General features: G+C 33.7%; 10 protein-coding genes. 6 read left to right on the top strand and 4 right to left on the bottom strand.

Going from position 1 to position 12,842, the window contains the following annotated elements; all coding sequences use genetic code 11:
• Window positions 1-192: 192 nt before the first annotated feature.
• The 3 genes from IWX84_RS13520 to IWX84_RS13530 form a co-directional block, all read right to left on the bottom strand.
• Window positions 193-576 (bottom strand): DUF3037 domain-containing protein, encoded by a 384-nt coding sequence (locus IWX84_RS13520; protein WP_196851288.1) that lies wholly within the window; start codon window positions 574-576, stop codon window positions 193-195.
• Window positions 554-1,348 (bottom strand): HipA family kinase, encoded by a 795-nt coding sequence (locus tag IWX84_RS13525; RefSeq protein WP_196851289.1) that lies wholly within the window; start codon window positions 1,346-1,348, stop codon window positions 554-556. The genes IWX84_RS13520 and IWX84_RS13525 overlap by 23 nt, the downstream gene beginning before the upstream one ends.
• A gap of 75 nt (window positions 1,349-1,423) precedes the next feature.
• Window positions 1,424-2,278 carry an NAD(P)H-hydrate dehydratase gene (locus IWX84_RS13530; RefSeq protein ID WP_196851290.1) on the bottom strand — a complete coding sequence of 285 codons (855 nt, stop codon included), beginning with the start codon at window positions 2,276-2,278 and terminating at the stop codon, window positions 1,424-1,426.
• A 227-nt stretch (window positions 2,279-2,505) separates the two neighbouring features.
• On the opposite strand from IWX84_RS13530, the gene IWX84_RS13535 reads away from it, so the two are divergent.
• The 6 genes from IWX84_RS13535 (at window position 2,506) to IWX84_RS13560 (ending at window position 11,699) form a co-directional block, all read left to right on the top strand.
• The gene (locus IWX84_RS13535) at window positions 2,506-4,044 is read left to right on the top strand and encodes a S10 family peptidase (protein WP_196851291.1); all 1,539 of its coding nucleotides are present in this window, start codon (window positions 2,506-2,508) and stop codon (window positions 4,042-4,044) included.
• 330 nt (window positions 4,045-4,374) lie between these two features.
• Complete coding sequence (gcvT, locus tag IWX84_RS13540; RefSeq protein ID WP_196851292.1) at window positions 4,375-5,457, top strand: glycine cleavage system aminomethyltransferase GcvT; 1,083 nt, start codon at window positions 4,375-4,377, stop codon at window positions 5,455-5,457.
• A gap of 7 nt (window positions 5,458-5,464) precedes the next feature.
• Window positions 5,465-7,495 (top strand): carboxy terminal-processing peptidase, encoded by a 2,031-nt coding sequence (locus IWX84_RS13545; RefSeq protein WP_196851293.1) that lies wholly within the window; start codon window positions 5,465-5,467, stop codon window positions 7,493-7,495.
• Between the two features lie 104 nt (window positions 7,496-7,599).
• The gene (locus IWX84_RS13550) at window positions 7,600-8,313 is read left to right on the top strand and encodes a YebC/PmpR family DNA-binding transcriptional regulator (RefSeq protein ID WP_196851294.1); all 714 of its coding nucleotides are present in this window, start codon (window positions 7,600-7,602) and stop codon (window positions 8,311-8,313) included.
• Between the two features lie 81 nt (window positions 8,314-8,394).
• Complete coding sequence (locus tag IWX84_RS13555; RefSeq protein ID WP_196851295.1) at window positions 8,395-9,249, top strand: EamA family transporter; 855 nt, start codon at window positions 8,395-8,397, stop codon at window positions 9,247-9,249.
• Between the two features lie 377 nt (window positions 9,250-9,626).
• The gene (locus IWX84_RS13560; RefSeq protein WP_196851296.1) at window positions 9,627-11,699 is read left to right on the top strand and encodes a hypothetical protein; all 2,073 of its coding nucleotides are present in this window, start codon (window positions 9,627-9,629) and stop codon (window positions 11,697-11,699) included.
• 73 nt (window positions 11,700-11,772) lie between these two features.
• Here the strand turns inward: IWX84_RS13560 and IWX84_RS13565 are convergent, their stop codons facing one another.
• Window positions 11,773-12,813 (bottom strand): PLP-dependent cysteine synthase family protein, encoded by a 1,041-nt coding sequence (locus tag IWX84_RS13565; RefSeq protein ID WP_196851297.1) that lies wholly within the window; start codon window positions 12,811-12,813, stop codon window positions 11,773-11,775.
• Between the last annotated feature and the right edge of the window lie 29 nt (window positions 12,814-12,842).

A 12,842-nucleotide genomic window follows, 5' to 3' on the forward strand; every position in this document is an offset into this window, starting at 1 on the left:
CTGTTTTTATCATTCCTTGATTGAGACAATATTATTGATTATCTGACAATTATATAAAGCTCAATACTTCAAAATTATAGGACGAAAAGTATTTTAAATAATAGGATACGACAATACCCACTTTTAGTGATATTTGATAAAAAAAACGGATACAAACAAACGAACAATGTAATAAACTACTAATTATTAGACTTACAAAACCATCTCTTCAAATAATTTTTGAATTGTTTGTTCCAAATCATTACACAATCCCGGATGTGGTCTTGATGTTTGTATGGCAGAACTTCGCAATGCAGTTAGCCAGCGAAAACGAGATGGAATATCAAATTGTGCGATAGGTCCACCGTCTTTAGCACCACAACCTATTTTTTGGAAAGATTCCAGGTTTAATTGCAGTTGTTCCAAATCTAATTCGCTTGAAAACAGCTGCATTTTTTTTTCATTAATGGTATAAAGTACCTTTATAAATCTGGCTTGTTTACAAAAAAGAATAATCCCTACATTGAGGAATTCTTCGCGTTCTACCCTAGGTACAACCCGGATTACGGAGTACTCATATAAGTGTTTCTCTTGCATTTTGGGCTTCATTTATAAAAATTTCAGAATGGTTCAATCGTATTAATAAAAACTGAAGATAGACTTCCCGAAGCGCTTCGGGAGCTTCATCGCTATCTTCCCAATTGAGCCATTCCTCAGGAATAAGATTAACAATAGATTGCAAAACTTCTTGCGTTAAAATGCTTTTGAATAAAACATCGGTTTCTTGTAGCATTGAAGCTTGCGGCAACAATACGTGATCTTTTATCAGTGCGAAGGGGCTATGGGCATGTTTTTCCCAATTGGTCCAGGAATGATGAAAATACAAACAAGCGCCATGGTCAATCAGCCACAATTCCTTGTGCCAAATCAACATATTAGTATTTCTAAACGTTCGATCCACATTTGTAATATATGAATCTAGCCAAACAATCTCTGAAGCCTGTTTTGCATGAACGACTGTTACCACAGGATCATAATTAATGGCTCCAGATAGAAAATGCAAAGCCAAATTAAGTCCCTGACTGCCTTGTAACAAATCTTGAATTTCTTCATCGGCTTCAGTACGTCCAAAAGCTTCATCCAGATTGGCATACACTAATTCGGGGATTTTTAATTTTAAAACACGGGCAATTTCTCCGCCAATCAATTCGGCGATTAAAGCTTTTACACCATGACCAGCTCCTTTAAATTTTAAAACGTATTTAAAATCATCATCGGCTTCCGCCAATGCAGGCAAAGAACCGCCTTCTCGCAAAGGAGTAATATATCGGGTAACATTTACAGTTCTTAGATGGGGGTTATTTTCCATAATCTAATTTTAATTACGCTTTTTGCGTTGATACAAACTTACAAATAACTGTGATGGACTTTATAGCCGCTATTGCTATTTCTGAGCATTTTCTAAAGTCAAATACGCTTTCCCAATATTCGCAATAACATCGGAAGCTATAAAAGACTGATAACCAGTTTCCGGCAAAGCAATATCAGCGGTTAATCCGTGAAGGTAAACACCTAGAATTGCCGCATTCACCGGTTCATAGGATTGCGCCAATAAACTGGTAATCATTCCCGTTAAAACATCGCCGCTTCCTGCCGTTGCAAGCGCTGCGTTTCCAGTGGAATTTTCATAAATTGTTTCGCCATCAATAGTATGCGTTGGTGCGCCTTTCATGACTACAATCAAATTATATTGTTTTGAAAAGGCTTTCGTTTTTTCAAATTTTTCTTCCTCCGAATTCCACTTTCCTATCAATCGTTCCAATTCTTTCGGGTGTGGCGTGATAATAGTTTTTGGAGCCAATAATGAAAGCCATGATTTGTTTTGAGATAAAATATTCAACGCATCGGCATCAATAACCAAGGAGATTGTATTGGTATTCAGGAAATCATGTAAGGCATTTTGAGTAGCAAGTTCCTGTCCGATTCCAGGTCCAATTCCGATGGCTTGCGGTACAATATCGAAAGTGATATTCGAGATGAATTTTTCTTGAACATCTGTCAAAATCATCACTTCGGGAATGGAGATTTGCACAATTTCATACCCGCATTTGGGAATAAAAGCAGTGACTAAACCGCAACCAGTTTTTAGCGCTGATTTGGAAGAGAGACAAATAGCTCCTATTTTTCCATAGCTTCCGCCAATTAATAAAGCATGACCTTGAATACCTTTATGCGTATGTTTATCAATGGGTTTATAGCGTTTTAGAATTTCTTTTTGGTCGATATAAATGGTATTCATAGTAGGATTTGTTTGTCTAAAATTACACATTATAAATCAAAATCGTTTATTCTAATTTAAAATTTGGGAATCAAAACATTTAAGATACAGCAGATTTGCTTCAACGATACATTTTAAATCGTAATTAATTCTGACAAATAGTTAGGACATTATTGTCATTGTTTTAAAAAACAATACATTAGTAACTTCAAAATTTACTACTAAAACGAAACCAGATAAATTATCTTATGAAAAAAACAGTATTCTTATTATTACTCACCGCATTTATAAATCATTCGTACGCACAACAAACTGGTTCTGAATCTAAAGAAACAAAAGTGGTAACCAAAGAGGAAAAACCTTCTCCCGCTAATCTTGTATTCAATCCCGATCAAAATGTGGTTACAGAACACACAACGACCATAAAAGGACAGCGAGTTCCGTACAAAGCAACCACGGGTACGATGCCAGTTTGGGACGAAGATGGAAAAGCAATTGCAGGATTATTTTACACCTATTACGAACGCTCCGATGTTAAAGATCGCGCTTCACGCCCATTGGTGATTTCTTTCAATGGTGGCCCAGGCTCTGCTTCCGTTTGGATGCAAATTGCTTACACCGGTCCCAGTTTATTAAATATTGATGAGGAAGGATATCCTTTGCAACCTTATGGAATCAAAGAAAATCCCTATTCTATTTTAGATGTGGCGGATATCGTTTTTGTAAATCCCGTTAACACTGCCTATTCTAGAGCCACAAGCAAAGAGATACCAACAACTAAATTTTTTGGCATAAATGCCGATATTAAATACTTAGCTGATTGGATTGGTGGATTTGTAACTCGCACGAACCGTTGGGCTTCGCCTAAATATCTTATTGGCGAAAGCTACGGTACAACTCGTGTTTCCGGATTGGCGCTCCAATTGCAAAACAATCAATGGATGTATCTAAACGGAGTTATCTTAGTGTCCCCAACAACATTAGGAATTACTCGTGGCGTAGCTGCTGATGGAGCGCTAAAACTCCCGTATTTTGCAGCTACAGCATGGTATCATAAAATGTTACCTCCCGATTTACAGAATAAAGATTTAACTGATATGCTCCCAGAAGTCGAAGATTTTACCATCAATGAACTTCTTCCATCGTTAAGCAAAGGTGGTTCACTTGACGAGCAGAAAAGAAAGGAAATAGCTGCGAAAATAGCGCGTTATTCTGGGATTTCGGAAAAAGTCGTTATGCAAAATAATCTGGACGTTCCTTATAATTATTTTTGGAAAGAATTGTTGCGCGATAAAGGTTTTACAGTGGGAAGACTCGATTCCCGCTATAAAGGAATTGATCGTAAAGATGCCGGTGAAGGTCCTGATTTTAATGCTGAACTCACTTCGTGGTTGCATTCCTTTACACCCGCAATCAATACCTATATTCGTAATGATTTGAATTTTAAAACCGACTTCAAATACAATATGTTTGGTTCCGTAAATCCTTGGGATAAATCAAATGATGAAACTGGTGAAAATTTACGTCAGGCCATGGCGCAAAATCCTTATCTAAATGTCATGGTTCAATCCGGATATTATGATGGCGCTTGTGATTATTTCAATGCAAAATACAATTTATGGCAAATGGATCCCAGCGGAAAACTAAAAGACAGAATGAGTTGGAAAGGTTATCGTAGCGGACACATGATGTATTTAAGAAAAAAGGATTTGGAAACCGCAAATGAAGATATTAGAATGTTCATAAAAAATTCATTGCCAAAAGCAGGACAATCAGCAAAGTATTAAGAGCGAGACTTTTGGCTAAAAAAGACAAATCAAACCTATTTTTGATTTGTCTTTTTTGTTTCGTAAACCAAGCTAAGTCTTAAAAAAAGATTGAATTGAAAAAACAAATGCCCTAGCCCAGATAGCAATGGAAAGCCCACAGTCACGCCTTTTGTTGGCGAGACGAGGACTTGAAATGGATAGCTGGAATTAGCTCCAAAAAACAATTATCTTGAAAAGTTATTTATGATTTTCGAAAACGTTTGAAACTTTAAACTTTGCTTGCCATCGCCTTTGTCACTCGGAATAAAAGCGATAAATTAGCGGCATCAAATTTTATACAAAATCACAATGAAAAATACTGCGCTTACGCACATACATGAAAGTTTGGGAGCAAAAATGCTTCCGTTTGCCGGATATAATATGCCAATTTTATATGAAGGGGTGAATGCGGAACATGAAACGGTTAGAAATGCCGTGGGTGTTTTTGACGTGTCACACATGGGAGAATTCTTGCTTACGGGTCCAAATGCATTGGCTTTGATTCAAAAAGTGACTTCGAATGATGCTTCCACTTTGACGATTGGAAAAGCGCAATATTCTTGTTTGCCAAACAATGACGGCGGAATTGTAGATGATTTGATTGTCTATAAAATGAAAGAGGAACAGTATTTACTAGTAGTAAATACTTCGAATATTGAAAAAGATTGGAATTGGATTTCAGCTCATAATGATTTGGGTGTGGAAATGAAAAACCTTTCGGATGATTATTCTTTGTTGGCAATTCAAGGACCAAAAGCCGTTGAAGCAATGCAATCATTAACATCAAAAGATTTATCAGCGATTCCTTATTATCATTTTGAAGTGGGTGATTTTGCAGGAATTGAGAACGTAATTATTTCGGCTACGGGTTATACCGGTTCTGGAGGATTTGAAATTTATTGCAAAAACTCAGAAGTGGAACAAGTATGGAATAAAGTTTTTGAAGCGGGTGCTGCATTTGGTATTAAACCAATTGGATTGGCTGCCCGTGATACGTTGCGTTTAGAAATGGGTTTCTGTTTGTACGGAAATGACATTAACGATACTACATCTCCTCTTGAAGCTGGTTTGGGTTGGATTACAAAATTCAATAAAGAATTCACCAATTCAGAAAACTTGAAAAAACAAAAAGAAGCCGGAGTTACTAAAAAACTGGTTGCTTTTGAAATGCAAGAACGCGCGGTGCCAAGACATGATTATGAAATTGTGAATGCTGCAGGAAACGTAATTGGAATCGTGACATCGGGAACGATGTCTCCGTCAATGAATAAAGGAATTGGTTTAGGATACGTAACTGTTGAAAATAGCGCTTTAGATAGTGATATCTTTATAAGAATTCGTAAAAATGATGTATCTGCCAAAGTGGTAAAATTGCCTTTTTACAAGAAATAAAATTTAAATGAGAATTTTTTCACTCGCACTATTCTTAGCTACATTTTCCCTGTTTGGTCAAAATGATGCTGCAACTTGTGAAAAACTTACCAAAATAAATGCGTTAATTCAGCGTGAGCATGTTAATCCAAAACCGGTAGACGACAGTTTATCGGTTTTTGTTTTTGATAGTTTTATTGACAAAATTGATCCTTCAAGGAACATCTTCCTGAAATCAGAATACGATATCCTTTCTAAAAAATACCGATTAAACATTGATGATCTCATCAAAAGCAACGATTGTTCTTTTCTAACGGAAATCTCGACTGTTTACAAAAACGACCTTTTGAGAAATAAAGTTATTTTAGAAAAAATTAATCGCGAAGCTATCGATTATGAATTGAAAGATACGATTCGGTTTTATAAAAAAGCATTTCCTATTTATTTAATGGAAAGCCAGGTGGAGAAAGTTTGGCGAAAAAAAATTAGATATGAAATTCTGGATGATATTTCTAATAGCAGCAAAAATCTGGATTCTATAAAATCCAATTTTAAGGCATTGGAATCCAAAGCAAAAAATACAATTATACAAAACGAACTTTGTAAAATAAATACTGTTTTACAAAACGACATGGATTTCGAAGAAAGTCTTTACAATGACTTTTGCAATTATTTCGATCCACATACTTCTTATTTTAGTGATGATACTAAATCCAGTTTTGTCGCCTCCTTATCAAAAGAACATTTATCGCTGGGGCTAAACGTAAGCCTAAATGAAAAAAGTGAAATTATAATAGATGAGTTAGACCCGAATGGTCCTGCATTTCTAACCGGAAAAATAAAAAAAGGAGATCAAATTGTGTCGATTTCAAACCAAAAGGAAACTTTACTGGTTACCTGTGCTACGTTAGAATCTATTTCGAATATGATTTTATCAGAGACAAATAAAAATATTCTGTTAACCTTAAAGCGTAAAGCGGGAAAAAACTTTGATGTACTTGTAGAAAAGCAAGTTATCAAAGATGAAGAAAACACGGTTTACAGTTTTATCATTGAAAAAGATATCAAAATAGGATATATAAAAATCCCCAGTTTTTATTCTGATTTCGAAGGAAATAACAGCAAAGGTTGTGCTCAGGATGTTGTAAAGGAAATAATCAAATTACAAAAAGATAATATCAAAGGACTGGTTATTGATTTAATAGATAATGGTGGCGGTTCAATGGAAGAAGCTATAAAACTCGCTGGAATATTTGTTGATAAGGGTCCCATTTCAGTGGTAATTGACAAAAACAAAACCAAAACAGTAATAGAAGATCCATTTAAAGGAATGTTCTATAAAGATCCTATCGTAATTCTTATAAACGGAAATTCAGCGTCAGCGAGTGAATTTTTCTCATCGATTCTTCAGGATTACAATAGAGCGCTACTAATAGGAAGTACGACTTTGGGAAAAGCGACTATGCAAACCATTATTCCATTGGAAGAAAATGACAAGGAAAATTTTGTAAAAGTAACCATCAACAAATTTTATAGAATTACAGGAAAAAGCCATCAAAGTGTGGGTATATCTCCAAATGTAATCCTTCCTGAAATTTACGAAACCATCTTTCAAAAAGAAAGTAACTTTCCAACGGCTTTTAAAAACGACAGCATCGATACCTCTCTTAAATTCAGGACTTATTTTAAAAATAGTTTAATCGTAAAAATAACAAAAAACAGTAATCAAAGGATTGCAAACGATCCTTATTTCAATAGTATTAAGACTATCAATACGAGAATAGATAATTTAGTTAACCAACCAAAAACAGCGATAGTAGTTACAGTTGATGCTATTTTTGCTGAACAAAATAATGCAACGAGTTTGTGGGAAGATATTAGTGCGTTTAACTCTAAGAGTATTGATTTGAATGTGTACAACTCCAATTTAAATCAATATCTTCTCGCTAATCACCCTTTAGAAAAAACCTACAATCAATTCCAATTAGACGCTTTGAAAACAAATCATTATCTAAATGAAGCAATTACTATAATTGAAGATTTTAATACCTTAAAATAAAAAAATAACAGACCAAATCATCTTTAATAGATGAAAAGAATTTAAATTGATTTTGGTAAAATAACTAATAACTGTATTTTTGCAGTTCAAAATAACAAATAGAAATGGGAAGAGCGTTTGAGTTCAGAAAAGGTAGAAAAATGAAACGTTGGTCTGCGATGGCTAAAGCATTTACCAGAATTGGGAAGGATATCGTAATGGCTGTTAAAGAAGGTGGACCAAATCCTGATGCTAATTCAAGATTAAGAGCAGTTATTCAGAATTCAAAGGCTGCAAATATGCCTAAAGAAAATGTGGAACGCGCTATTAAAAAAGCAACTGATAAAGATACTGCCAACTATAAAGAAGTTTTATTTGAAGGATACGCACCTCATGGAATAGCGATTCTAGTGGAAACGGCTACCGATAATAATAACAGAACTGTTGCTAATGTTAGAAGTTATTTTAACAAATGTAATGGAACAATGGGAACTCAAGGTTCAGTAGAATTTATGTTTGACCATACTTGTAACTTCCGAATTCCGGCTAACGGAATGGATCCAGAAGAATTAGAGTTAGAATTAATTGATTTTGGTGCTGAAGAAGTTTTTGAAGATGAAGATGGTATTCTAATTTATGCTCCATTTAATAGTTTTGGAACGATTCAAAAAGAATTGGAAAGCAGAGGTCTTGAAATCCTTTCTTCTGGTTTTGAAAGAATTCCTCAAATCACCAAAACTTTAACGGAAGCTGAAGTGGCCGATGTAGAAAAACTTATTGAAAAATTAGAAGAAGATGATGACGTAATGAACGTGTATCATACAATGGAAGAGGCATAAACTTCATTCCAAATTATAAATAAAACTCTGGCTCCGGCTGGAGTTTTTTGTCTCCAATTGTATGCATTTAATAGTAAGCCCATGTTATTTCTTATTTTAAGTATTCTCTGTAGCGTAACTGTAGGGGTGATTTTCAAAGTAGGCCGAAAATACATTTTAAATACAACCCAAGTAGTTGCGTGGAATTATGTAGTTGCCCTATTGCTTTGTTATTCCTTTTATAGCCCTGATTTAACCGCAATTAATACATCAGCACCTTGGAGTATTTATATTCCGCTAGGGATTTTATTACCCACCATATTTTTATTTTTAGCTGCTTCCATCAAGCACATGGGAATTGTAAAAACAGATGCTGCACAACGCCTTTCCCTCTTTATTCCTGTAATTGCAGCTTGGTTATTATTCAATGAAGAATTCAACAGTATCAAACTGATTGCCTTCTTGATAGCCCTACCCGCTTTACTATTAATACTTTCAAAAAAAACCGACAATTTAAATAACAAATGGATATATCCAGCGGTCGTATTAGTGGGTTTTGGAGCAATAGACATCTTGTTCAAACAAATCGCTTTGGCGACAAGCTTACCTTTTACAACTTCGCTATTTATTGTTTTTGGAATTTCACTGATCTTAATTTTGGCAGTAGTTCTTTACGAAATAGCATTTAAAAAAGCCCAGTTTAAAAGTAAAAATTTTCTTTTTGGAGCGCTTGTAGGAGTGTTTAATTTTGGAAATATTTTATTTTATCTTAAAGCACATCAGGCTTTCGCCAAAAATCCATCTACAGTATTTGCTGCAATGAATATGGGCGTAATCATTATAGGAAGCATCGTAGGAATAGTTGTATTTAAAGAGAAAGTTAGCGGTTACAATTATTTTGGATTACTATTAGCCATAGTTGCTATTGTGCTTATCACCTTTTCTCAGGTCCTTTAGTTAATAAATCAATATACGTATTAGATACTATTTTTAATTGGTATATTACCACCTTTATAAATACAGTTTAAATAACAGACTAAAATTAAATGGGGGAGATTTTCAAACGAGTATCTTTTAATATTTTTTTTCATGGTTTGCAAGTTCAGTATATTTGTTGAATTTTTGATAAATGCGAAACCAAAAAAAAATTTGGAGCATCATTATTTTATAAATAGAACATTATCGCTTAAAATAAAAAATACAAAAGTGAAAAATCAGGTTTTAATGATGATTTTTCTACAGAATATAGTCGTTGATTGAATTAGTTTATTTAATCAACGAAATATTGCTAATAAAGAATATCGTTCTAAGGAACGCTTTAAATTATAATACCTATGACAAACAACATTCTAATTGAAAATCAATATAAAAGAACAAGTTTATTTGAAAAAGAAAATGTAAACTATTTAGTTCGCATTTTAAAAAGATTCAATACCGTACCAAAGATAAATAACATCAATATTATCACCTCAACTAGTGAGCCAACTATTTTCAAAATTGTACCCAATAAATCGATTATAATTGGTTCGTCTTTTTTAGACAAGCCCATATTAGCGTTAGTTTATTTAAGATATGGTATCGAATGGCAGCTATGGTATAAAGCTTTGGACCACGAAAAAAAAGATACTGTATTATGTGATATCGCGGCACTTGAAGTGCTTCGAATATTTTATAATTTACTACCTAAAGATGATAAAGAAAAATTAGAAAATCTTGATTATGTTTTAATTAATTTAATTAAAAATGATACTGATTTAAATAGAGAATATACATTAAAACACGAAGAGCTACAATCTTTTCATGGTTTAAAAAATTCAAACTATGAACTTAAAGAATCTTGGAAACCTATTGTTGAAAATCTAGCAAAACCTACAGAATACTTATTGATGTCTGGAGGTGATCTCAGATTAAATATCGACGAAATTCATTTGCTAAATAAGTACGGATGCCGCCCATTTCCAAGACCTGATGCATTCACTTTTGCCTCGTCGACAGCGTCAAGCGTTTCGAATTTTGCTTTTGATAAAACAGATAAAGTTAGAAGTATATTAATTAGAAACAGTTTGAAAAATGGTTTTAAAAATACTACTATCGAGTTTTCTGAATTACTAAAAAACAACCTTAGAAAAATATTCAAATTAAATGAGGAATGCGAAATAATATTTTCACCATCAGGGACTGATTCTTCACTTCAAATAGCAGCTATAACGCAAATTATTTCCGACAAAGAAATTACACATATTCTGGTTGCGTCTGATGAAACTGGTAGTGGTGTTGCTGCAGCCTTAAAAGGATATCATTTTGAAAACACAACAGCTTTAAATTATCCGATAAAAAAAGGCGATAAAATTGAAGGTTTTAGAGATGTTGATTTAATTAAAATCCCTTTTAGAGATGAAAATGGCGCGTTAAAATCTTCTGATCAATTAGATGAAGAGGTATTTAATGCCGTTTCCAGAACCAAAGATCTAGGCAGGCACGCAGTGTTGCATACAATGGATCAATCGAAATTAGGCTATCAATCTCCTAGTGATGATTTTATTAAAAAACTAAATACACTTAAAGATTTATCAATTCAGATAATTGTAGATGGTTCACAGCTTAGATTAGATCCAAAAGACATACAAAATTATTTAAATAAAGGATATATTGTTACCATAACAGGGAGTAAATTCTTCACGGGTCCTCCATATTGCGGCGCATTAATCCTACCTGAAAGTGTCAATAAATTAATTCATTCTGTAAAAACCACATTGCCAAAAGGTTTAATAGAATATTACAATCATTCTGATTGGCCAACTTCTTGGTTCTGTTCAAATGAATTATCTGATGGTTACAACTATGGTTCCTATATGCGCTGGAATGCTGCCGTAGTTGAAATGGACCGATATTACAAAACACCTATTTTATACCGAAATATGGGTATCGAGATGTTTTGCAATTTTGTTGACGACTCAATAAAAGAGGCTACTTTTTTACAGCCTATTTATGGTGATGAAACCAAAACGAAGTGTTACAGCAGTAAAGAGTTTGGAATAAGAAATATTCGCACCATTTTTCCTTTCTTTATTTTTAAAGATAATGAAGTCTTATCCGTCGATAAAGTAAAAAAACTTTATACTTTATTAAATTCCGATTTATCCGATCAGTTTGTAGATTCCTCTTTAGAAATCATCCGACTTGCTGCCCAAAAATGTCATATTGGTCAAGCAGTTGATGTAAAATATACTAACGAAATTGAAAGTGCTATTTTAAGAATTAGTTTGGGTTCAAGAGTTATTTCTGAAAGTTGGGTCAATAGAGATATTAGTCTCTTTTTTAGAAATATAGAGCTGCAAATGAGTCAGATCACAATCACTATTAAAAAGATAGAATTGATACTTAGTAATCCTGAATTACTAAAATAAATAGTGTTATCAATGGTCAAAAAAAAGTCCCACTTGCATCAGCAAATGGGACTATAAAACTATAATTTTAAATTTATTTTATAAATTCTATTTTTTGAGCTTCTTCTTCATTGATGCTGTCAAAGAATCCTTGTTCGTTCATCCAGTCGTCACTAAATACTTTACTCATATAACGAGAACCATGATCTGGAAAAATAGCAATTACATTACTGTCCTTGTTAAATTCTCCGTCTTCGGCATATTGTTTTATGGCCTGCATTACCGCACCTGAAGTATATCCTACAAATAAACCTTCTTTTTTTACAATCTCTCTGGCTGCATGAGCACTTTCTTCATCGGTAACTTTGATGAACTTATCAATCATATCAAAATCGGTAGCTGATGGAATTAAGTTTTTACCTAAACCTTCTATTCTGTAAGGATAAATTTCATCATTATCAAACTCTCCTGTTTCATGGTATTTTTTTAATACTGAACCAAAAGCATCAACACCTAAAACTCTAATATTTGGATTTTGCTCTTTCAAGTACTTTGCAGTTCCTGATATAGTGCCACCCGTTCCGCTACAAGCGATAAGATGCGTAATTTTACCATTTGTTTGTTTCCAAATTTCTGGTCCGGTAGATTTATAATGTGCGTCAATATTCAATTGATTAAAATATTGATTGATATATACAGAACCTTTCGTTTCTTCATGCAAACGTTTGGCAACATTGTAGTACGAACGCTCGTCATCGGCAGAAACATGGGCAGGACAAACATAAACTTTAGCTCCTAAACTACGAAGCATATCTATTTTATCTTTGGATGATTTTGAACTAACCGCAAGAATACAATTATAGCCTTTTATAATGCTAACCATTGCTAAACTAAAACCGGTATTTCCGGATGTAGTTTCAATTATGGTATCACCTGGAGATAAAATCCCCTTTTTTTCCGCCTCTTCGATTATGTATAATGCTATTCTGTCTTTAGAAGAATGTCCCGGATTAAAAGCTTCAACCTTCGCGTAGAAATTACCTTCTAACTCTTCGGTGACTCTATTTAGCTTAATAAGTGGAGTATTACCTATTAATTCTAATACATTATTATAAGCGTTTATTTCTTCTTTCATAAAAAAATAGTTACTCAAGGAGCTTTTTA

The sequence above is a fragment of the Flavobacterium sp. CG_9.10 genome (assembly GCF_015752245.1).
Classification (GTDB): domain Bacteria; phylum Bacteroidota; class Bacteroidia; order Flavobacteriales; family Flavobacteriaceae; genus Flavobacterium.

Bases quoted from the DNA above. Each gene is read 5' to 3' on its own strand.
- IWX84_RS13535 (WP_196851291.1), top strand. From the start codon at position 2,506: ATGAAAAAAACAGTATTCTTATTATTACTCACCGCATTTATAAATCAT.
- IWX84_RS13520 (WP_196851288.1), bottom strand. From the start codon at position 576: ATGCAAGAGAAACACTTATATGAGTACTCCGTAATCCGGGTTGTACCT.
- IWX84_RS13560 (WP_196851296.1), top strand. From the start codon at position 9,627: ATGACAAACAACATTCTAATTGAAAATCAATATAAAAGAACAAGTTTA.
- IWX84_RS13555 (WP_196851295.1), top strand. From the start codon at position 8,395: ATGTTATTTCTTATTTTAAGTATTCTCTGTAGCGTAACTGTAGGGGTG.
- IWX84_RS13550 (WP_196851294.1), top strand. From the start codon at position 7,600: ATGGGAAGAGCGTTTGAGTTCAGAAAAGGTAGAAAAATGAAACGTTGG.
- IWX84_RS13530 (WP_196851290.1), bottom strand. From the start codon at position 2,278: ATGAATACCATTTATATCGACCAAAAAGAAATTCTAAAACGCTATAAA.
- IWX84_RS13545 (WP_196851293.1), top strand. From the start codon at position 5,465: ATGAGAATTTTTTCACTCGCACTATTCTTAGCTACATTTTCCCTGTTT.
- IWX84_RS13565 (WP_196851297.1), bottom strand. From the start codon at position 12,813: ATGAAAGAAGAAATAAACGCTTATAATAATGTATTAGAATTAATAGGT.
- gcvT (WP_196851292.1), top strand. From the start codon at position 4,375: ATGAAAAATACTGCGCTTACGCACATACATGAAAGTTTGGGAGCAAAA.
- IWX84_RS13525 (WP_196851289.1), bottom strand. From the start codon at position 1,348: ATGGAAAATAACCCCCATCTAAGAACTGTAAATGTTACCCGATATATT.